The 20,642-nt window shown below is 60.4% G+C and carries 17 protein-coding genes and 1 pseudogene; 12 read left to right on the top strand and 6 right to left on the bottom strand.

The window, feature by feature from the left end:
- The first annotated feature begins 141 nt into the window (after positions 1-141).
- The 8 genes from eat (at position 142) to AC1MDC_RS12410 (ending at position 7,694) form a co-directional block, all read left to right on the top strand.
- Positions 142-1,512 (top strand): ethanolamine permease, encoded by a 1,371-nt coding sequence (gene eat, locus AC1MDC_RS12445; RefSeq protein ID WP_085703097.1) that lies wholly within the window; start codon positions 142-144, stop codon positions 1,510-1,512.
- An 80-nt stretch (positions 1,513-1,592) separates the two neighbouring features.
- Complete coding sequence (locus AC1MDC_RS12440) at positions 1,593-2,987, top strand: ethanolamine ammonia-lyase subunit EutB (RefSeq protein WP_480393073.1); 1,395 nt, start codon at positions 1,593-1,595, stop codon at positions 2,985-2,987.
- Positions 2,984-3,817, top strand: coding sequence for an ethanolamine ammonia-lyase subunit EutC (gene eutC, locus AC1MDC_RS12435; RefSeq protein WP_371917917.1), 834 nt, complete (start codon positions 2,984-2,986; stop codon positions 3,815-3,817). Before AC1MDC_RS12440 ends, eutC begins: the two co-directional genes overlap by 4 nt.
- Before the next feature lie 116 nt (positions 3,818-3,933).
- The gene (locus AC1MDC_RS12430) at positions 3,934-4,395 is read left to right on the top strand and encodes a GNAT family N-acetyltransferase (protein WP_007958617.1); all 462 of its coding nucleotides are present in this window, start codon (positions 3,934-3,936) and stop codon (positions 4,393-4,395) included.
- A gap of 227 nt (positions 4,396-4,622) precedes the next feature.
- Entirely contained in the window at positions 4,623-5,273 is a 651-nt protein-coding gene (locus tag AC1MDC_RS12425; RefSeq protein ID WP_085697631.1) for a DedA family protein, read from the top strand.
- A gap of 4 nt (positions 5,274-5,277) precedes the next feature.
- Entirely contained in the window at positions 5,278-6,090 is an 813-nt protein-coding gene (locus tag AC1MDC_RS12420; protein WP_085703095.1) for a M90 family metallopeptidase, read from the top strand.
- Between the two features lie 114 nt (positions 6,091-6,204).
- Positions 6,205-6,732, top strand: a complete 528-nt coding sequence (gene ppa / locus AC1MDC_RS12415) for an inorganic diphosphatase (RefSeq protein WP_007933577.1) — start codon at positions 6,205-6,207, stop codon at positions 6,730-6,732.
- Positions 6,733-6,953: 221 nt separating this feature from the next.
- Positions 6,954-7,694, top strand: coding sequence for a S24 family peptidase (locus tag AC1MDC_RS12410; protein ID WP_085697633.1), 741 nt, complete (start codon positions 6,954-6,956; stop codon positions 7,692-7,694).
- A 343-nt stretch (positions 7,695-8,037) separates the two neighbouring features.
- On the opposite strand, the gene AC1MDC_RS12405 is transcribed toward AC1MDC_RS12410, so the two are convergent.
- The gene (locus AC1MDC_RS12405) at positions 8,038-8,346 is read right to left on the bottom strand and encodes a hypothetical protein (RefSeq protein ID WP_480393072.1); all 309 of its coding nucleotides are present in this window, start codon (positions 8,344-8,346) and stop codon (positions 8,038-8,040) included.
- A gap of 36 nt (positions 8,347-8,382) precedes the next feature.
- Here AC1MDC_RS12405 and AC1MDC_RS12400 point away from each other — a divergent pair.
- From AC1MDC_RS12400 to darG, 4 genes and pseudogenes are all read left to right on the top strand, one after another.
- Positions 8,383-8,724 (top strand): annotated as a pseudogene (locus AC1MDC_RS12400) (restriction endonuclease); the annotation flags it as partial.
- A 186-nt stretch (positions 8,725-8,910) separates the two neighbouring features.
- A complete protein-coding gene (locus AC1MDC_RS12395) occupies positions 8,911-9,486 on the top strand; it encodes a DarT ssDNA thymidine ADP-ribosyltransferase family protein (RefSeq protein ID WP_480393071.1) in 576 nt (191 codons plus the stop codon).
- The gene (darT, locus tag AC1MDC_RS12390; RefSeq protein ID WP_480393070.1) at positions 9,487-10,131 is read left to right on the top strand and encodes a type II toxin-antitoxin system toxin DNA ADP-ribosyl transferase DarT; all 645 of its coding nucleotides are present in this window, start codon (positions 9,487-9,489) and stop codon (positions 10,129-10,131) included.
- Positions 10,128-11,213, top strand: a complete 1,086-nt coding sequence (darG, locus tag AC1MDC_RS12385) for a type II toxin-antitoxin system antitoxin DNA ADP-ribosyl glycohydrolase DarG (protein WP_480393069.1) — start codon at positions 10,128-10,130, stop codon at positions 11,211-11,213. The genes darT and darG overlap by 4 nt, the downstream gene beginning before the upstream one ends.
- 43 nt (positions 11,214-11,256) lie before the next feature.
- Here the strand turns inward: darG and AC1MDC_RS12380 are convergent, their stop codons facing one another.
- Genes AC1MDC_RS12380 through AC1MDC_RS12360 form a run of 5 tightly spaced genes read right to left on the bottom strand, consistent with a single transcriptional unit; the run spans position 11,257 to position 20,603 of the window.
- Positions 11,257-12,069, bottom strand: a complete 813-nt coding sequence (locus AC1MDC_RS12380; protein ID WP_480393068.1) for a YfaP family protein — start codon at positions 12,067-12,069, stop codon at positions 11,257-11,259.
- A gap of 3 nt (positions 12,070-12,072) precedes the next feature.
- Positions 12,073-13,692 carry a DUF2300 domain-containing protein gene (locus AC1MDC_RS12375; protein ID WP_480393067.1) on the bottom strand — a complete coding sequence of 540 codons (1,620 nt, stop codon included), beginning with the start codon at positions 13,690-13,692 and terminating at the stop codon, positions 12,073-12,075.
- Between the two features lies 1 nt (position 13,693).
- Positions 13,694-18,259 carry an alpha-2-macroglobulin family protein gene (locus AC1MDC_RS12370; protein ID WP_480393066.1) on the bottom strand — a complete coding sequence of 1,522 codons (4,566 nt, stop codon included), beginning with the start codon at positions 18,257-18,259 and terminating at the stop codon, positions 13,694-13,696.
- Complete coding sequence (locus AC1MDC_RS12365) at positions 18,256-18,921, bottom strand: DUF1175 domain-containing protein (protein WP_234206040.1); 666 nt, start codon at positions 18,919-18,921, stop codon at positions 18,256-18,258. The genes AC1MDC_RS12370 and AC1MDC_RS12365 overlap by 4 nt, the downstream gene beginning before the upstream one ends.
- Positions 18,891-20,603: a DUF2138 domain-containing protein gene (locus AC1MDC_RS12360; protein WP_480393065.1), complete on the bottom strand. Its 1,713-nt coding sequence runs from the start codon at positions 20,601-20,603 to the stop codon at positions 18,891-18,893. The genes AC1MDC_RS12365 and AC1MDC_RS12360 overlap by 31 nt, the downstream gene beginning before the upstream one ends.
- Positions 20,604-20,642 lie beyond the last annotated feature (39 nt).

Below are 20,642 nucleotides of genomic sequence, written 5' to 3'. Positions count from 1 at the left end.
CTGGCCGCTCTGGCACGGGCCTTGCGTACCTGTCATTCAGGATTTGCATGAACACTGCCGCTGCGTGAACAGCATCCACCCACTCAACCGCTGCACCTGAAAGTCCAACAGATCGAACAATAAAAAAGACAGAGAGGACTTATGACTTCCACCACACAGCTCAAACCCACACTCGGCACCCTGCACCTCTGGGGCATTGCCGTCGGCCTGGTGATTTCCGGCGAATACTTCGGCTGGAGTTATGGCTGGGGCACGGCGGGAACCCTGGGTTTCCTGGTCACGGCCCTGATGGTCGCGACCATGTACACCTGTTTCATCTTCAGCTTCACCGAACTGACCACCGCGATTCCCCATGCAGGCGGGCCGTTTGCCTACAGCCGCCGGGCATTCGGCGAGAAAGGCGGATTGATCGCCGGGATCGCCACCCTGATCGAATTCGTGTTCGCCCCGCCGGCCATCGCCATGGCCATCGGCGCGTATCTGAATGTGCAATATCCGGGGCTCGACCCCAAACTCGCGGCAGTCGGTGCGTATTTCGTGTTCATGACGTTGAACATTCTCGGCGTCAGCATCGCTGCGACTTTCGAGCTGGTGGTTACCGTGCTCGCCGTCGCCGAACTGCTGGTGTTCATGGGCGTGGTGGCACCGGGCTTCAGCTTCAGCAACTTCGTGCTGAATGGCTGGTCTGGCGCCAATGAGTTCACGATGGGCTCGATTCCCGGCATTTTCGCGGCGATCCCCTTCGCAATCTGGTTCTTCCTAGCCATCGAAGGCGCGGCCATGGCGGCCGAGGAAGCCAAGGACCCGAAACGCACGATTCCACGGGCCTACGTCAGCGGCATCCTGACCCTGGTGTTCCTGGCCATCGGCGTGATGGTGATGGCCGGCGGCGTCGGCGACTGGCGCCAGTTGTCGAACATCAACGACCCGCTGCCGCAGGCGATGAAAGCGGTAGTCGGCAACAATTCGACCTGGATGCACATGCTGGTGTGGATCGGTCTGTTCGGGCTGGTGGCGAGTTTCCACGGGATCATCCTCGGCTACTCGCGGCAGTTCTTCGCCCTGGCCCGGGCCGGTTACCTGCCGAAAGGCCTGGCGAAACTCTCGCGTTTCCAGACCCCGCACCGGGCGATCCTGGCCGGCGGCGTGGTCGGCATCGCGGCGATCTACAGCGACGGACTGGTCAATCTGCAAGGCATGACCCTGACGGCGGCGATGATCACCATGTCGGTGTTCGGCGCCATCGTGATGTACATCATCAGCATGCTCAGCCTGTTCAAACTGCGCAAAACCGAGCCGAATCTGGAGCGCACCTTCCGCGCGCCGGGCTATCCGGTGGTGCCGGCCATCGCGCTGTTCCTGGCGCTGGTGTGCCTGGTGGCCATGGCCTGGTTCAACACGCTGATCGGCTGTGTATTCCTCGGTTTCATGGCCGCCGGTTACCTGTATTTCCAGCTGACCGCCAAACAACGCTCCGAAGCACCGGCAGACGCTATGCTCGAAAGTGTCTGAACGTTATCCGGATTGCACCGGCACCGGGCCTCAGGCTCGGTGCCTGCACTAAAAGCATTCATTCAGGAGGAACGCGCCCAATGGCCGCATTTGCCCATACCGTCGGCGCCCAGACCTACCGCTTCGACAACCTCAAGGACGTGATGGCCAAGGCCAGTCCGGCACGTTCCGGGGATTTCCTGGCCGGCGTCGCCGCGCTCAACGATGGCGAGCGAGTGGCCGCGCAAATGGCGCTGGCCGACATTCCGCTCACGCATTTCCTGCAGGAAGCGCTGATTCCCTACGAAGCCGATGAAGTCACCCGGCTGATCATCGACAGCCATGACAAACAGGCCTTCGCGGTTGTCAGCCATCTAACGGTTGGCGGCTTTCGCGACTGGCTGTTGAGCGAGGCGGCCGACGAGTCCAGCCTGCGTGCTCTGGCCCCCGGCCTGACACCGGAAATGGTCGCCGCCGTGTCGAAGATCATGCGCGTGCAGGATCTGGTACTGGTGGCGCAGAAGATCCGCGTCGTCACCAAATTTCGCGGAACCCTCGGCCTGCGTGGAAGGTTATCCACAAGGCTGCAACCCAATCACCCGACCGATGAACCGTCCGGCATCGCGGCGAGCATTCTCGACGGGCTGCTGTACGGCAACGGCGACGCCATGATCGGCATCAACCCGGCCACCGACAGCATCGCCTCGATCTGCGCGATGCTGGAAATGCTCGACGCGATCATCCAGCGCTACGACATTCCGACCCAGGCCTGTGTGCTGACCCACGTCACCACTTCTATAGAAGCGATCAACCGTGGCGTGCCGCTGGATCTGGTGTTTCAGTCGATTGCCGGCACCGAAGCGGCCAACGCCAGTTTCGGTATCAACCTGAACATTTTGCGAGAAGGTTATGAAGCGGGCCTGAGCCTCAATCGAGGCACCCTCGGGCAGAACCTGATGTATTTCGAGACCGGTCAGGGCAGCGCGTTGTCGGCCAACGCCCACCACGGCGTCGATCAGCAGACCTGCGAGACAAGGGCCTACGCCGTGGCGCGCCATTTCAAGCCGTTCCTGGTGAACACCGTTGTAGGATTCATCGGCCCGGAATACCTCTACAACGGCAAACAGATCATCCGCGCCGGCCTCGAAGACCACTTCTGCGGCAAGTTGCTCGGCGTGCCGATGGGCTGCGATATCTGCTACACCAACCACGCCGAAGCCGACCAGGACGACATGGACACCCTGCTGACCCTGCTGGGCGTGGCCGGGATCAACTTCATCATGGGCATTCCCGGCTCCGACGACATCATGCTCAACTACCAGACCACCTCGTTCCACGACGCGCTCTACGCGCGTCAGACCCTGGGCCTGAAGCCGGCACCGGAGTTCGAGCAGTGGCTGGCGAACATGGGCATCTTCACCCAGGCGGACGGCAAGGTCCGCTTCGGCAACAACCTGCCGCCGGCTTTCCGCCAGGCCTTGGCGCAACTGGGATGAGTCAGATGGAAAAACCGCCCGTCGATCCGCAAAACCCGTGGCTGGAGCTGCGTCGTCTGACCCCGGCGCGCATCGCCCTCGGTCGCACCGGCACCAGCCTGCCGACCCGCGCACAACTGGATTTCCAATACGCCCACGCGCAGGCCCGGGACGCAGTGCATTTGCCGTTCGATCACGCCGGGCTCAGCGCCCAACTGGCTGAACGCCGGCGCGAAAGTCTGCTGCTGCACAGCGCGGCGGTGGATCGCAACAGCTACCTGCAACGCCCGGATCTGGGGCGCAAATTGAGCGATCAATCCGCCCAGACCCTGCGCGACTACGCCCAGACGCATCCGGGCGGTGTAGATCTGGTAATCGTTGTGGCGGACGGTCTCTCGGCGCTGGCGGTGCATCGGCATACCCTGCCGTTCCTGACCCGACTGGAGGAACAGATGAGCGCCGACCAATGGTCGACCGCGCCGGTGGTGCTGGTGGAACAAGGGCGGGTGGCGATTGGCGATGAAATCGGCCAATTGCTGGGCGCCAAAATGGTCGTGATGCTGATCGGAGAGCGTCCGGGCCTCAGTTCGCCGGACAGCCTGGGTTTATATTTCACCTACAATCCAAAGGTCGGTCTCACGGATGCTTACCGCAATTGCATCTCCAACGTGCGGCTGGAAGGGCTCAGCTACGGTATGGCGGCGCATCGCCTGCTGTACCTGATGCGCGAAGCCTGTCGGCGACAGCTGTCGGGCGTCAATCTGAAGGACGAGGCGCAGGTTCAGACGCTGGAATCGGAAGCCGGTGCAGACATGAAGAGTAATTTCCTGCTCGATCCGCCCCCAGCCTGAACCGTTTCCGCATTGCCTTTCTGCGCAGGTTTGAGGCAGGATCGATTCACGGCCGCCCGGGTTTCCCATCGCCGTCAGAGCACGTGAAGACAGCCACTTGAAGGACGAGACCTACCATGCGGATTATCCAAGCGACCCTCGAACACCTGGATTTGCTGACCCCGTTGTTCGTTAAGTACCGCGAGTTTTACGGCTCCCTGCCCTATCCGGACTCGTCCCGGGCGTTTCTCGAAAAGCGCCTGCGACGCAAGGAATCGGTGATCTACCTGGCGCTGGCCGATGACGACGACAAGAAGCTCATGGGCTTCTGCCAGCTCTATCCGAGCTTTTCCTCCCTGTCGCTCAAGCGCGTGTGGATCCTCAACGACATCTACGTCGCCGAAGACGCCCGCCGCCAACTGGTGGCCGACAACCTGATCCGCACCGCAAAGAAAATGGCCAAGGAAACCCAGGCTGTGCGCATGCGCGTCTCCACCAGTGCCGACAACGAAGTCGCGCAGAAAACCTACGAATCCATCGGGTTCAAGGAAGACACCGAGTTCAAGAACTACGTGCTGCCGATCAGCGACGAGCTCTGATCGCCGGGCGTACGGCGGGGAGGAAGCGAACGCCCTCCCCGAAATAAATTCCAACCCGACATTTGTTCACACCGACATCCCCCGCTACAAAACCAACACGCTTTTCACCCCTCAGCCCGTATAATCCCGATCTTTCCGGCTTGTAAGAAAAACTACACCCGCTTGTAGGCTTACACGAAGTCATCCGCACAGGCCTGCCGAGTCAGGCCATCACCACAGGTGCCTCCATGGATTTCAACCCGCTCGACCTTATCCTGCATCTCGACGTTTACCTCGACCTGCTGGTGAATAATTACGGGCCATGGATCTACGCCATCCTGTTTCTGGTGATCTTCTGCGAGACCGGTCTGGTGGTGATGCCATTCCTGCCGGGTGATTCCCTGTTGTTCATCGCCGGTGCCGTGGCTGCGGGTGGTGGCATGGACCCGGTGTTGCTGGCGGGGCTGCTGATGCTCGCGGCGATCCTGGGCGACAGCACCAACTACGTGATCGGACGAACGGCGGGCGAAAAACTGTTCAGCAATCCGAACTCGAAGATCTTCCGCCGCGATTACCTGCAACAGACCCACGATTTCTACGACAAGCACGGCGGCAAAACCGTGACCCTGGCGCGCTTCCTGCCGATCATCCGCACCTTTGCACCGTTCGTTGCCGGTGTCGCGAAAATGCCTTACCCGCGTTTCTTCGGTTTCAGCGTGTTCGGCACCGTCCTGTGGGTCGGCGGTCTGGTCACGCTCGGTTACTTCTTCGGCAACGTGCCGTTCATCAAGAAGAACCTGTCGCTGCTGGTGGTCGGCATCATCCTGCTGTCGCTGGTACCGATGATCATCGGCGTGATTCGCAGCCGTTTCGGCGGCGCCAAAGCCCAATCGCACTAAGCCGATGTGGTCGCTGAGCGCCTGGCGCCGCCGGCGCATTCTGGCCAAGCACCCGATTGCCGACGATATGTGGCAGCGGGTGCGTCATCACCTGAGCTTTCTCGATGGCATCACTGCCGCGCAAGACCAGTGGCTGCGCGAAGCCAGCGTGCTGTTCCTCGAAGACAAACACCTGACCGCCCTGCCCGGCGTCGAACTGCATCAGGAACAGCGCCTGCTGCTCGCCGCCCAGGCCCAATTGCCGCTTTTGCATCTCGGCGATCTGAACTGGTATCAGGGTTTCCACGAAATCGTCCTCTACCCCGACGACTTCCTCAGCCCCCAACGCCATCGCGATGCCAGCGGCGTCGAGCATGAATGGGACGGCGAACACAGCGGCGAAGCGTGGCAACAAGGGCCAATCATCCTCGCCTGGCCCGGCGTGATGGCCAGTGGTGGCTGGGAAGGCTATAACCTGGTGATCCACGAACTCGCACACAAACTCGACATGCTCAACGGCGACGCCAACGGCCTGCCACCGCTGCACGCCGATATGCGGGTCAGCGACTGGGCCGAGGTGATGCAGACGGCATACGACGACCTCAATCGCCAGCTCGACCGCAACCCCGATGCCGAAACCGCCATCGACCCGTATGCCGCCGAGAACCCGGCCGAATTCTTCGCCGTCACCAGCGAGTACTTCTTCAGCGCTCCGGATCTGCTGCACGAGGCTTATCCACAGGTGTATGCGCAGTTGCGCCTTTTCTACCGCCAGGATCCGTTGGCCCGCCTGAAGCAACTTCAAGCCACCGACCCGGTCTATCAGGCTCACGAGTAAAGGTCTGCACGACTTCCGGTACGTGGCGTCCACGGCAGAATATGCCTATAATCGCCGCCACTTTTTGGTCAATCCGGCCAAGTGTTTTTGGTCAACTAACGGGGGCAACGCCCAATGAGCTACAGCAAGATTCCGGCTGGCAAAGACCTGCCGAACGACATCTACGTCGCGATCGAGATCCCGGCCAACCACGCGCCGATCAAATACGAAATCGACAAAGACAGCGATTGCCTGTTCGTTGACCGTTTCATGGCCACCCCGATGTTCTACCCGGCCAACTACGGTTACATCCCAAACACCCTGGCTGACGACGGTGATCCCCTGGACGTCCTGGTCGTAACCCCTTACCCGGTTGCTCCAGGTTCGGTAATCCGCGCCCGTCCGGTCGGCATCCTGAACATGACCGACGACGGCGGCGGCGATGCCAAAGTCATCGCAGTTCCGCACGACAAGCTGTCCCAGCTGTACGTGGACGTCAAGGAATACACCGACCTGCCAGCCCTGCTGATCCAGCAGATCGAGCACTTCTTCGCGAACTACAAAGATCTCGAAAAAGGCAAATGGGTGAAAATCGAAGGCTGGGACGGTGCAGACGCCGCCCGCGCCGCGATCACCAAGTCGGTTGCTGCCTACAAAGGCTAAGCCTCGCGACCTGCGACACGCTTGAAGAAAACCCCGGTTGATCCGGGGTTTTTTGTGCCTGGCCGCCCAGTGCTTAAACAGCTTGTTTATAGCGGCCTACAGAAAAGTTTTAGTGTGTGTAATTTCCCACAATGACGTCTTACATCCCGTCGCAAAATTTGCCCTGATTTTGAACGCAAGGTTTATTCAAACCGCTCTAGGCCGGCCGTAGACTCGCGTTTATGAGAAAGAACACTAGCGGTCCAAGATTCAAGGCACTCCTGGAAGCTGCGAACATCACCACCACGGGATTCGCAAAGTTCTGGGGCACGGAAGCCCAAAACGTTCATAACTGGTACACCCGGGGCGTACCCGCGTACCGCCTGGAAGAGGTCGCACGCCTGCTGTCCGTCAACAGCCAATGGCTGAAGACCGGCGAAGGCCCGAAAGAGGCCCCGCACCTGCATACGGACTCGGGCGACATTCTCGATGCCCATGCCATTCGCGGCGTCTACACGGTGCTCGAAACCAACGACATCGAATTGCCGCTCTACAAGGAAGCCCCCACTGCCCCTGGCTCCGACAAGACCCACGTCATCAAAGACCCGGACCAAACCATCCGCCTGCCCCGCAGCCACCTCGAAGCCCTGGAAATCCGCCACTCCGACGCCATCTGCACCCACATGATCGGCAACAGCATGGCCGAGAAAATCGAAGACGGCTCCACCCTCGCCATCGACCGCGGCCTCACCCAGGTGGTGGACGGCGAAATCTACGCCATCGAGCACGACGGCATGCTGCGCATCAAATACCTGCACCGCATGCCCGGCAACGCCCTGCGCCTGCGCAGCCACAACAGCGCCGAATACCCGGACGAAATCTTCCGCGCCGCGCAGATCGAGGAGCAGAGGATTCATGTATTGGGGTGGGTGTTCTGGTGGTCGACGCTGGGCAAGCGGCGACCGGTGGTGCCGTTTCTCTGACCCTCTGTCACTCCCGGCCCTTGGCTAGCCTGCAAAGAGGCCCGGCTACACGGTACAAATCCCCGCGTCCTGCCGCAGAAATCGCTCTAATCCGCACTTGAGACTGGGAATCCCCAACAAAACTCAGTATCCTGCGCCCCACATTCGCGCATCGACCCGCCAAGCGGCCCAGATGACGCCTGACGCGGCAGACCACTGTCTGACCAAGTCCCACAGCCGGACGCAAGATCCGGATGTACGTTTTGAAGGCTGGCGCGGTTTACCAAAAATAAACCAAGCCAGTCCCCGAGAAGCCGGCCACAAGCCGGCTTTTTAATGCCTGAAATTTGACGACATGAAGAGATCAACTGTTCGCCAACTCGTCCATCGAGATACGAGCCGCGCTTTGATACTGGGTCAGTGGCATATTGATCAGTGCAACGTTATGCGCAGGGAAAAAATTAAACTCACCACTGTGCTGATCTCTCAAAACTATGCGTTCTGGGCTTTGGCAATCAACATCAAGGCTGAGTGAAAATAGGTCGTCTGCCTCCGCACAAAGTGATATCTCCGGCCCAGACTTGAGATAAACAAACGTGTATTCCAAGAGCTTGGAAGCTTCTTCCTCCCCTATTTCGGTCTCTTCAATCTGATCAAGTGCAAACTTTTGCAACGTTTCCGAATAATCATTTTTGAAGGCATGTTCATCGTCGGAGGTTCTGGTGATGCCGGCATCGACGGCATTATCTCGCTCGATAAATTGGGGCTGGAGAAGGTTTACGTTCAGGCCAAGCGTTGGCAGAACACGGTTGGCCGACCTGAGTTACAGGCGTTCTATGGCGCGCTCGCCGGACAAAAAGCCAAACGTGGTGTGTTTATTACCACTTCTGGCTTTACGGCTAACGCTGTCGACTTCGCCAAATCGGTGGATGGAATTGTGTTGGTCGACGGTATGCGGCTGGTGCACCTGATGCTGGATCATGAGGTAGGTGTGACATCTCGCTTGTTGCGATTGCCGACGCTGGATCGCGATTATTTTGATGAGGAGTGAGCGCAGGAGTTGTGCTGTTTGACGTTGACCAGCCCATTTCCTTATGGGGCTTGTGGTTAAAAGTGATGGCACACTAGAATCACATCAACTGTTCTACCAACCCCCACGGATCGAGGGTTACATCAGCACGGGGCGAGGCCGGGACTGAATCCAGTTTAGGTTGATGCGCAGGTCAAGGAGACCACAATGTCGGAAGTCAACATCAAGGATCAATTCTTCGTATACCACCTCACCTCCGTTGAAAACCTGAATGGGATTTTCAAGGACGGCCTAAAGCCCCGCGCAGACCTTGAAGGTTTTACCGACGTAGCGGACAGCGAAATTATCAAGAAGCGCAAAGCTTATAACCTTGATCGCTTTGTACCTTTCCATTGGTTTGCTGCGAACCCGTTTGATGGGCGAGTGCAGCTTGATCGGCCAAAAGATAAATTTGTCCTGATTTCGGTCTTTCGGACATTTGCCAAGCAGAATGGCTGGAAAGTCATCCCTCGGCACCCGCTCGCTGATGACGACATCCAGGTGCTGGAATACAACGAAGGTTTTGAAGCGATCAATTGGGAGTTAATGAACACCCGGGCCTACCAGAATTCCGAATGCAAAAACGTCTGCATGGCCGAATGCCTTTCTCCGAGAGTCGTAAATCCCAAAACCTTTTCGAGGATTTATGTTCCGAACGAGGAGGTTAAAACACTTTGTGAGGCTAAAATGCGCGTGGCCAAACTCGTGACCCCTATCAGCGTGAACCCCGGAATGTTCCTATAAATGAACTACACCAGCCTGAATCCAGAGAAAGCTCTGATTTGGCGTATCGTCCATCGCGATAACCTGCCCTGGATTCTGGACAACGGTCTGCATTGCGCGAACTCGGAAGTACAGTCAGCTCAGTACGTGAACATCGGCAACGTCGACTTGATCGACAAGCGCCGTTCCCGTCAGGTGCCTATCGCACCCGAGGGCGTCCTGGCCGACTACGTGCCCTTCTATTTCACGCCCTTCTCGGTGATGATGCAGAACATCCACTCCGGCTGGAGTGTGCAGCAACGCAGCAATGACGAAATCGTAATTCTCGTCTCAAGCCTTTATCGCGTTAAAGAGCTCGGCCTGCCGTTTGTCTTCACAAACGCACATGCCTATCCGAGTTGGACAGACTATTACAGCGATCTGGCGAATCTCGACCAGATCGATTGGTCTATCCTTCAACGGCGCGACTTTAAACGCGATCCTGATGACCCTCGGAAAATGGAGCGTTATCAGGCTGAAGCGCTGATCCACCATCACCTGCCGATTACGGGACTACTGGGCATCATGTGCCACACCGATGCAATGAAAGAACGCATAGAACAAGACGTCGCCGCCAGAGGCCTGACGTTGCCAGTCCATGCGCGTCCCAAATGGTATTTCCAATGATCAGATTCACCCAAGGCAACCTGCTGGAAGCCAAGACCGAAGCCCTCGTCAACACGGTGAATACCGTTGGCGTGATGGGCAAAGGCATCGCATTGATGTTCAAAGAACGCTTTGCACAGAACTACCGCGTATATGCAGCGGCGTGCAAGGCCGGGGAAGTAGAAACCGGCAAGATGCACGTGACCGCCACCAATGAGCTTGATGGGCCTCGCTGGATCGTCAACTTCCCGACCAAACGTCACTGGCGTTCACCTTCGCAGATGGCCTGGATAACAGAAGGCTTGCATGACCTGCGTCGTTTTCTGATTGAGAACGATGTGAAGTCCGTCGCGGTTCCCCCACTAGGTGCTGGTAATGGTGGATTGAAGTGGCCTGAAGTCCGCGAACAAATCGTTGAGGTTTTGGGTGATCTGGATGCCGACGTACTGGTGTTCGAGCCTACCAATCAATATCTGAATGTCGCCAAGCGCAGCGGTGTGGAGAAACTCACACCGGCTCGTGCCCTAATCGCCGAGCTGGTTCGACGCTATTGGGTGTTGGGCATGGAGTGCAGCCTGCTGGAAATCCAGAAACTGGCCTGGTTTCTTGAGCGCGCGATCGAGAAGCTGCCGGACACCGAGAACCCGCTCAACCTCAAGTTTGTCGCACATAAATACGGCCCGTACGCTAATCGTCTGGAACATCTGCTCGACAACCTTGATGGCAGTTATCTGCACTGTGACAAGCGAATCAGTGACGCCGGAATAAACGATGTGATTTGGTTTGATCAGGAACGCAAAGCCTTTTTGCAGACTTATCTCAAGACTGAGGCCAAGGAATACTCTCAAGCCTTGGAACGCACGGCTCAGCTCATTGACGGTTTTGAATCGCCATTTGGCATGGAGTTACTTGCGACCGTTGACTGGCTGCTGAGCCGGGAGGGAGTATCGGCGACCGTTCCGGCAGTGCGCGAAGCATTGAAGCACTGGGACGGTGGCGCCGGTGCTGCGGCGCGCAAGAGCAAACTGTTCGATGATCAGTCTCTTGATATTGCGCTCAAGCGTCTGACCACCAGCAGCTTCCGACCTGAATTAGCGACCTGAGTGATTGAATGGAATTGGGCAGCAACCTGCTGCCCAATTACCCTCACGGATAACTAAACGCCTTCACCAACGTCAACTCCCCCACCGCCCGCATCGGCACCAGGAACGTCTCCATCTTCTCGCTGGGTGTCCCTTCCTCGGTAATCACCGTCACCTGCGCCGTAGTCAGCGGCTGTACCGCCTCTTCCTCACCTTCATCATCCCCGCGATACCCACCGCCAAAATAATTCACATACACCAGATACTGCCCCTTGATCGGCGCCGGCATGGCGAAGATTTCCGGGCCGTAACCGGTGGTCACGTCGACGTCCAGGGCCGCGCCGTTGGGGGCGACGCGATCGCCGTACCAGATGTGTGCGCCGTCGGGTGTGATCAGGTGCAGATCGAGGTCGGTGCCGTCACTGTCCCACGCCAGCAACACCCGAAGTTTCGCCGGAGTGGCGCCGCCGCTGGTGTTGAGGAATTGCGTACGATGCCGTTGCTGACCGTCGGGGCTGCGGACTTCAACGCTGTTGCTGCCGTTGGGGAAGGAGAACGGGCGATCAAAGCGGCCGCTGTCGTCGATTTTCAGGGGCATGCTGACGCCGTTGACGATCAGGCGGCCGGGCTCTTTGTTTTTCGGGGTGGCCTTGATTTCGCCGCTGATGCGCGCGGTGTTGGCCTGGCCGAGGGGGGTGTTCACCGAGGAGGCCGGGTAGTTGACCGTCTGGCGAAAGCTTTCGCCCTCGCCTTCAGGCGCGCCGCTGCGCCAGCCGCCGACCGGGGTGTCGAGTTTGACGCCGTCAGCGGCGATCACCGGCGAAACAGCGGCGAACGCGCAAAGCAACAGCAAGACCTGTGGATAACGGTGTGTCATGGTCTATTCCAGCAAAAGGTGACGGGCGAGCCCTTCGATATAGGTTTCATCCTGGCCGTTGGGGTGTGCTTCAAAGGCCAGGTGCAAGTATTCGTGAGTCAGGTCGAGACGATCCTGTAACGACAGCACGCCGCGCACGTAGATGCGCTGGCGTTCGCGGTCGACGAAGGGGCGGCCGAAGGCGAGTTTGCAGACGGCGAATGTGCTGACTTCGCTGTAGCCGGTTTCGCTTTCCAGCTTCGGACGCCAGCCGCGCCGTTGCTTTTGCAGCCAGTCCTGCGCGGCGGGCAGCGCTTCGCAGGACGCCACCGGGTTGTCCCAACGGCTGAGGCTCGCGCGCGGATAAGCATGCAGCAGGATCGCGTCGTAACGCTGGCCGGCATTGGCTTGTTCGACGGCCTGCTGCCAGGCGAGTTTGTCGGGGCCGGGTTGATCGGAGTGATAGGTGACGGTGCTGCCGGCCAGCACCAGATCCGCCGTCCATGCGGCGATGTTGCGTGATTCGGCGGAGGCTGGACGTGGTGCGACACGTTGGCGGGTGCTGCTGTCGTCGATGCTCAGACATTCGCCATTGCGCGTGGCGTTTTGCAGCAGATACGTGCGAATCGCCACGGCCAACGCTTTGGCCGCTTCGGCAGGTTCCGGTTTGGCTTCGCGCTCCAACACCCGGGCGACGTACTCTTCGCGTTCCAGCCGCGCCACAAGCTTGTCGTTGAGCAGAAACAGTTCGCCTTCACTGTGGATATCCAGCGCATTGCCGTTGGCGAATTCGACGCGGTAATCACCCTGCAACGGGCCGGAGCCAGCAACGCGTTCACCTGCCAGAACCCGCGAAACCGGATAACGCGAGAACAGTCCGACCTCAACGCAACTTCCCGCTTCCGCCGGCCATGACGCGGGCAAAACCGTCGCCAACGCCGAACCGTAATGCCGCAGAACCATCTGACTGGTGCCCCGGCCACCGGCCCAGATCGGCGATCCATCTGCCGTCCAGCCAGCGAAACCGCCCTGACGTGATTGCGGATCCTGATCGCCGAGCCAGCTCCAGGTCTTCACCCGCAAACGTCCGCCAAGCTCACCGACAACATTGCCGTCCGCCGCGTTCAAGACGACATCAAGAAGCACGCGGCGCATCTGATCCTGAGCCGGCAACCAGGATAAAACCTTCAACAAGTCAGCCACGGACACCCGAGTAGCCGGTTGCACCGATGGCAAATCCAGCAACCACGACGGCGCCGGTCGCGTCTGCCAATAGGCTCTCCAATCGCCAGCGGTTATGCCCAACCGCGCCGGCTCGAAATACAGCCCGCAGGATTTCACCAGCGCCTGATCACGCTCAATCTTCCCGCCCGCCGTGCAGCAATAGACTTCTTCCTTCGACTGCCCACGACACTCATAAGCCGGCTCGCGAGCACCGGTATCCACCAGCCACGCGTAAACGAACACCTTCCACAAACTGCCCAGCGGCGTGTCCAGCGATGAAGGCAACGCCTCGCGAGCAGTCAGTTGCGTGGTATTCAGCGACAGCAGCTCGCCCTTGTAGGCCACGCGCAACGGCTCATCCTGCGCCGTCGCCAGCGCAGGAATCACACACATCAGCAGCCACAGCAGCGGCCGGGTCATGTCAGTTGACCGTGACTTGACCGAGGGCCGCTTTCGCTTCCTGGGCCCGGTGCTGTGGCGCGTAGACCTGAGTGAAACGCACCGGCGGCAGATTGAACTGGCCTTTCTGCGAGAAACGCACCAGATGCCGCAGACGCAATTCACCGCTCAGCGCATCCACCGGCACCGCGTAGACCAGTTGGCCCGGTTCGAAACGTGCTTTCTCCAGCGCAGTCGGCTCGGTGCCGTCCTTGCCCTGCAACTTGATGCCCCACGTGGTGCGCTCGACATCGGCGCCCGGCGGCAACGGCACTTCGAGCATGCCGTAGCGCAGCGGTTTCGGTGCCTTGCTGGTGAGGATCACTTCGTCCAGATACAGACTGTCACTCGACAGCGGCTTGCTGCCGACGGGCTCCAGTTTGAAGGTGAACGCTTCGTCACCCGGCACCAGGCGCGACAGGCGACGAGTGATGGTCACCGCCATCGGATCGACCGCCGGTTGCTGGGTCTGGAAGCTCAACGCGGCACGCAATGGACGCTCCTGAGTGCCCGCCACCGTCAACACGCTCGGCACCGCCGCAGCGCCCTGCCACGTCCAGTACATCTCACCGGTCGCGCCATGGTTTTTCTTCCAGCCTTCGCCCGGCGCCAGCGCGATGGTCGGCGACGCCTGGGCGATGCTGCGTTGCAGCCAGGTCAGCGCCAGCGCACGTTCGAGGGTCGATTGCTGCGGAAGCAGGCGTTGCAACAACGCTGTCGCGCGAGCCTGATCGAACGGTTGCAGGGACAGGTTTAGCGCTTCGGCAAACGGCTGCGAACTGACGGCCAAACGCTGTTGCGCAGCGCCCAGCTGACGGTTGAACGCGTCCGGCAAAGCGACTTTCGACTGGGTGGCCAGCGATGCGGTCAAGGCCCGCGCCGCCGCCAGACCGAGTGCCGAATCCGGATCGCCCATCACCAGACTGTCTTCGCCGTCGTCCATCAGGGTTTCGGCATTGCCTTCCCCGGCCCTGGCCAGATCCTCCATCAAGCCGCTGAGCAGCGTGTTGACCGGCAAGTGCATCTGCTTGGCGAACGACAGGATCAGCGCCCGTTGCAGCAATGGCGTGTTCGGCGCCTGCTTGGCGTAAACCTCCAGCACCCGCTGCCAGTGTTCCGGCGGCAAGGTCAGCTCCAGCACCTGACTGGCGTTCCAGTCGGCGTAATAGGCGTAAGCGGTGAGGAACGCATCCGGCTCGCCGTCGAAGCCCCACCAGGTAAAGCTCGCCGACGGCCCGGCCATTTGCACCAGGCGCAGACGACTGTTCTGCATGATCAGGCGCAAGCGGTCGCGGATCTGCGGGCTCGACGCCAGCGACGGATAAGCGATGCTCAGCGGCAGCAAACGGCTGGCGGTCTGTTCGACGCCGCCGTACGGATAGCTGAGCAGATCATCGAGGGCAGAGCGGAACAGCGCCTGCGGGCTGTCATCCAGACGCAGGCGAATGTCGGTCGCGTCTGCCGGCAGGCTCAACGGTGTGTCGCCGCTGGCCACGTCAAGGCTCTGGGTCTGCGTCACTTGCCAGCCTTCGCCGGTCGCCGTCAGGCGCACAGCAAGGGCATCGGCGGTTTTGCCGTCCTGCACCAGCTCGGCGGTCCACTCGCCGGTGGCCAATGCGAAGGCCGGCAGCGGCAGGTAGTTGATGCCGTTGTTGAGGGTCACCGGCAGGCGCTGTTCGGCGCTGGCGTAGTGCGTTACCAACTCAGCCTTGACCGGTTTCTCGGCCTGACTGAAGGCGAACACGCCAAGCTGCGGCTGATCGCCCTTGCGGAATTTGCTCGGCCCGCTCCACTTCAGGTACAGCGGCTTTTCCGAGCGGACGAACTGCTTCTTCTGTCCGACCTGACCGTCATCGGCAATCGCCCGCGCGGTGATGCGCCAGCGGGTCAGCGAGTCCGGCATCTTGAAAGTGAAGCGCGTCTTGCCGTCGGCGTCGGTCAGCAATTCCGGCTGCCATGCAGCGGTGTCGACGTCTTCGCGGCGCGGCCGCTCCAGCACTTTCACCCCACGTTCGCTGCGGTTGGCTTTGCCCGGTGCACCGGGGCTGCCCGGCAATGCCACGTCGTAGCTGATGAACGACAGGCTGGCGCTGGTGCGCACGTTGTTGCGGCGCGGGTGGTAGAAGAACTGGTCGATGGTCGGCGCGACCTCAGGTTGCAGCGCGTAGACCATTTCATCGACCACGCTGACCGTCAGGTGCGCCGGCACAGCCTTGCCGGCGAATTGCGTGGTCAGGTCGACCGTCACGGTATCGCCCGGTTGATAAGTCTCTTTGTCAGTCTTGATCGCCACGTCGATCTGCGGGGCGACGACCTTGATCCCGGCGTTCTGGAAGCTGTACTGACCGCCCTTGGTGTAGAGCACCGAGAATGTCAGGTTCGGCGCGAAGTTGTTCTTCACCGGGATGCGCGCGCGGTATTGGGTGTCGCTGAGCTTTTCCAGTTTCAGCCAGTCGCCGCCCTTGGCCAGCAGCGCGGTAGCTTCGACCTTGTCACGCTCCAGCGACAGCAGCGCATCGCTGACTGGCTCCGGGAAGGTGATCAGCGCCAGTGCTTCGTCGCCGGCCTTGTACTCGGGCTTGTCGAGGACGATCTCCACGGTGCCCGGCACAGCCTTGACGCCGTCACCGGTGACCGAATGACCGGTCGCGCCAAGCACTCGACCGTGCTGATCTTTCAGCGACAGGTTGTAGGTGCCCGGACGATCAAACGTCACGCTGAAGCCTTTGTCTTTCGCCGCCAGTTTGCCTTCGCCCGTGCTCTGGTCTTCCAGACGTACCCAGCGGTAGCTGCTCGGCACCACGGCCTGCGCCTGTTCGCTGCCACCCTCGTTGGCGTAGCTGAACGCGACCTTGTCACCGACCGCACTGAAACGCTGTGGCGCAGTCAGACGGAAGCTCGCGGCGCCCCGGTCGATGAGGATTTCCTTGGTGGTCTTGACCCGGTACGCCGCGCCATCGCTGGCAAACACGGTGAGCATGTAGCGGCTCGGCTTGTCGGCGGCCGGCAGGTCAAGGGTCGCATTGCCCTTGCTGTCGGTGGTCAGTTCGGTGCTGGTCAGCTCCACCGGGAATTGCCCGAGGTATTGCAGCTCGTTGTCGACCATCGACAGTTGCTGGGCGCGCAGGCTCAGGGTCAGCTTGGCGTTGGCCACCGGTTTGCCATCCGGGTACAGCAGCACCAGGCTGCCCTTCACCGGTTCGCCCGTGCGGTAGTCCTGCCTGGCCAGATTCAGCGAAATTTCAAAGTGCGGCTTGATGTACTCCGCCACCCGGAACGCGCTGCTGTAGGCCTGATCCTTGTAGTTGAAACGCAGCTCGTAACCACCGGCCACGGCGTTGTCCGGCAACTGGAAGCGGCCCTGAGTGCCGGCCTTCGAATCGAGCTTCAGATCGAGACGCTGCAACTCGGTGCCCGTCGCATCAAGCACGCTGACATTGACGTCCGCCGCCCCCGGCAATACCGAATCCCGGGCGTTCTTGAATTCGCGGCCAACGATTTTCAGCGACACCCAATCACCCGGGCGATACAGCGGCCGGTCGGTGAAGGCGTAGAGTTTGGTGTCGTAGATTTCGCTGTCGTAATAGAAGTTTTCCGAGACGAATACGCCGCCCTCTTCGTCCTCGCCGATGACGAACGAACGCTCCGGGCTGACGTGTTTCAGGCGCAGCAAACCGTCGTTGTCGGTAGCGCCGCTGCTCATCACGCCGAGGCCGTCGGTCCACAGCACATTGACCTTCGGCACCGAGCTGCCTTCGTGTTTGCGCGCGGCCCACACCAGCAATTCATCACCGGCAATCTTGCTCACCGCCACGGTGTTGGAAACGAAAACCATGGTGGTCGCGCGGTACTTGCCGATCAGCGCTTCGACCAGATACAGGCCCGGTTTCAGATTGCCCAGCGGTATGTAGACGTTGCCCGGCGCAACGCTGACGAACTCGCTGGAAGACCCGGCCAGACTCACGCCTGTCGGCGGCTGGATCGGCTTGGCCTGCCACAGCGGATAGCGGAACTGGCTGACCACCGGCAGGCCCGGAATCAGGGCGAACTGCGGCTGCGCGTCGTACGGCGTTGGCGCAGCGATGGCGTTGCCCATCTTCAGCTCCGGCACCTCTTCGGTGACTTGCTGACGCGACTCGTAGGAGAACGCACGCTGCATCACCCGACGGGATTTGCGGTACCAGTTGTCCCACAGGTACGCGAGGGTGTTCGACAGGCCTTCGCCCTTGAACTGGCCGTCGCTGACCACGCGGTGCAGGTTTTTCTGGCGCTTGAGGAAGTCCAGCGGCTTGTCGATCTTGTACACCCGAATGTCGGCGCCGCCGTACGGTTCCATACGGAAACGGCGGTAATCACGGCCCGGTGCTTCGAGGCGCACCACCGCCTGCTCGTCGGCGGCGAAACTGCTGTCGGCCAGCAGGAAAAAGCTTTCACCGGAGACCGGCGTGTAGCCGCTTGGCTCCACGGAGTCTTCGGCATTCACCGCCGAAAACGGCAGGGCCAAGAGCAACAGAAAAGGCAGTAAACGCAGCATGCGGGCACCGGTCATTGGGAGAGAAAGTTCAGTCGATAGACGCCGATGAAGTTGGGGTTGGCTGCGTCGGGTATCCATCGGGTGTCCTTCCATGTCATGAGTTGCTGCAGGCTTGCCGAACGCATGCCGTTGTCGGTTGGGGTGGTCGTGCCGGTGTGATAGGCGATGTAGCGGCCCATCCAGATCATCAGGTGCTGGTCGTCGCCCTGATCGAAAAACATCAGATCGCCGGGCCGTGCCTGGGACACGTCGCGGCCGATCAGATGGCTGTTGAACTGAATCAGTTTGATTGCGTTGACGTAGGGCCCGACCTTGCCGCCGCCCTGCTGCCATTGCTGGGCGAGCTGGCGCTGATCGGCGCTCAGATCCAGCTCCGGCGGCAGGTAGCGGTTGGACACGCCATTGCTGCGCAGCCATTTGTCATCATGGACTTTCAGCGCTTCGTTGGCGGCAAACCGCACCAGCCCGGCGCAGTCCTGCTGATACCAGCGCGGGCTCGGGCCTTTGCTCAACTGCTCCTGAGCGATGCGCACGAACCAGGCGCGAAAAACCTGGGACTGCGCAGGATCGAGTGCCGGCGTTTCGACCGCTCGGGCACCCGCGCTCAGTAACAGCGCGAGCAAGCCGAGGCTGCGGATCAATGTCGTCACAGCGCTTTCCACTCCAGCGGCAACCATTGCCAGTGACCGTCAGGTTCGCTGCCCTCGGGCAGAGTCAGGGCGTATTTGCCCATGCCGCCGAGGGTGCGCAGTTTCGGGATCAGGTAGGTTTGCGCAGCGTTGTAGAACACCGGCTCCATGTCCTGCGGCAGGCTGTCGAGGGTTTCCTGCTGGATCAGCTGTGCCATTGAATCCGGGCCGAAATAGATTGGCATCAGCACGTCTTTCGGCAGCACATCGGCCATCGGCGGGAAGCGCTTGTCGAGGGTGCCGATGGCCTTGTCGACCAGTTTGTCGTCGAGGGAAAACAGCAGTGTCGAACCGTGGCGCGCCAGGCTGACTTTCATGAAGGCACGGCCGGTGATTGCATCCGGGTTCTCGGCATCCCTGGCCGCGTACGGGCCAAAGTTGGAGCTGACCTGACGCTGCCAGAGGTGGCTCTGGCCTTCCTGCCTTTCGACCACCGGGAACGCATGCTCGTCGACCTTGCTTTCGTAGGCGCCGACCATCGAATCGAACAATGTGCCGATATCCGCGTCGAGCTTGCCGTTGTCTTCGTCGTTCAGACTGGCCACCAGCAACGGCGTGTACAACCGCGAATCGGCGTACCAGCACAGGCCCGCCGCGCCGGCAACATGTTCGGTGAGTTTCTGCGCCACTGCCTCTTCGGCACCGAGCTTCACCAGCAACGGTTTCTGCGGCTCGGCAGCGACCGGCAAGGTCACGCAGGCACTGGCGCCCAGCGGCATGGCTTGCCAGACCGGTTTGAAATCGAAGTCCGGCTGGTTGTCCAGTTCATCCATGGCCAGAAAGCTGTGCCAGCCCTTGTCGTCCATGTCGAAACGCAGACCGGCGAAATTCGGAATGAAACGCTGGTACCCCATGGCCAGGACGCTGGAATTGACCGACAGACGCTGCCTGGTTTCAGGCGTCTTGACCGGCAGCCCGAACGCCTCGGGAAACAGTTTTTCACCGTTGAGCAGCGCCGCGAGGGCTTGCGGCGAGACATGGCCGGACTCTTCGGAAGCGCCGTTTTCCGGATCGTAGAACTTGGCCGGGTTCGACAGCACCACCAGTTTGTCGCCACGGGAGCCGAACAGCAGGGATTTGCCGGCGTTGTAGGTCAGTTGATACAGCGGCACTTCGTCGCCGCCGACTTTCAGGGTGCTGAACACGCTCAGTTGCGAATCATCCAGCGCGACTTTCGCCAGCGGCTCCAGCACTTTGGCCAGCCCGCCGCGATCCATCACCAGCAGGAAATCCTTCAAACGACCATCGGCGCCGCGCCACAGCGCCACGTCCGCCGGTTGATCGAAGAGTTGCTCGATCAGGCTGTCTTGCAGCTTCAGGTCATGCTCGTAGATGATCCGCCGCAGACTGCCGATCAAGCCGAGACGATCGGCGTGGGTTTCGTAATAGAAGACGAAATCCTCGGTGAGCGTGGCTTTGAGGAACGGCACCGTCAGCAAATCCTTGGGCAACTGGCTCAGGGAGCGGGTTTCCAGCAGCGCGTCCGGGCGGCTCAGGCCGAGCTTGTCGCTGGCCAATTCCGCTGGCGGCGCCTTGGGTTTGTGCATCAGCCAGCCGAGCCCGCCCGCCACGCCGGCCACCAGGCACAGCCCGACCGCCAGCAACGGCCAGCGCCGGGAAGGTTTGGCGGCGGGCGTATCGGTGGCCGGGGTCTCAGTGTTTTCGCTCATCTTCTCGCTCATGTTCCCAAAGCTCGGCAGTTCATCCGT

The organism is Pseudomonas sp. 1 (assembly GCF_056626735.1).
This window is presented reverse-complemented; position numbering and strand designations above follow the sequence as displayed.

Excerpts from the sequence above, each read along its gene's own strand:
- AC1MDC_RS12380 (WP_480393068.1), bottom strand. The coding sequence starts at position 12,069 with ATGACACACCGTTATCCACAGGTCTTGCTGTTGCTTTGCGCGTTCGCC.
- AC1MDC_RS12370 (WP_480393066.1), bottom strand. The coding sequence starts at position 18,259 with ATGACCGGTGCCCGCATGCTGCGTTTACTGCCTTTTCTGTTGCTCTTG.
- ppa (WP_007933577.1), top strand. The coding sequence starts at position 6,205 with ATGAGCTACAGCAAGATTCCGGCTGGCAAAGACCTGCCGAACGACATC.
- AC1MDC_RS12395 (WP_480393071.1), top strand. The coding sequence starts at position 8,911 with ATGTCGGAAGTCAACATCAAGGATCAATTCTTCGTATACCACCTCACC.
- AC1MDC_RS12440 (WP_480393073.1), top strand. The coding sequence starts at position 1,593 with ATGGCCGCATTTGCCCATACCGTCGGCGCCCAGACCTACCGCTTCGAC.
- eat (WP_085703097.1), top strand. The coding sequence starts at position 142 with ATGACTTCCACCACACAGCTCAAACCCACACTCGGCACCCTGCACCTC.
- eutC (WP_371917917.1), top strand. The coding sequence starts at position 2,984 with ATGAGTCAGATGGAAAAACCGCCCGTCGATCCGCAAAACCCGTGGCTG.
- AC1MDC_RS12430 (WP_007958617.1), top strand. The coding sequence starts at position 3,934 with ATGCGGATTATCCAAGCGACCCTCGAACACCTGGATTTGCTGACCCCG.
- AC1MDC_RS12425 (WP_085697631.1), top strand. The coding sequence starts at position 4,623 with ATGGATTTCAACCCGCTCGACCTTATCCTGCATCTCGACGTTTACCTC.
- AC1MDC_RS12360 (WP_480393065.1), bottom strand. The coding sequence starts at position 20,603 with ATGAGCGAAAACACTGAGACCCCGGCCACCGATACGCCCGCCGCCAAA.
- darG (WP_480393069.1), top strand. The coding sequence starts at position 10,128 with ATGATCAGATTCACCCAAGGCAACCTGCTGGAAGCCAAGACCGAAGCC.
- AC1MDC_RS12420 (WP_085703095.1), top strand. The coding sequence starts at position 5,278 with ATGTGGTCGCTGAGCGCCTGGCGCCGCCGGCGCATTCTGGCCAAGCAC.
- AC1MDC_RS12365 (WP_234206040.1), bottom strand. The coding sequence starts at position 18,921 with ATGGTTGCCGCTGGAGTGGAAAGCGCTGTGACGACATTGATCCGCAGC.
- darT (WP_480393070.1), top strand. The coding sequence starts at position 9,487 with ATGAACTACACCAGCCTGAATCCAGAGAAAGCTCTGATTTGGCGTATC.
- AC1MDC_RS12375 (WP_480393067.1), bottom strand. The coding sequence starts at position 13,692 with ATGACCCGGCCGCTGCTGTGGCTGCTGATGTGTGTGATTCCTGCGCTG.
- AC1MDC_RS12410 (WP_085697633.1), top strand. The coding sequence starts at position 6,954 with ATGAGAAAGAACACTAGCGGTCCAAGATTCAAGGCACTCCTGGAAGCT.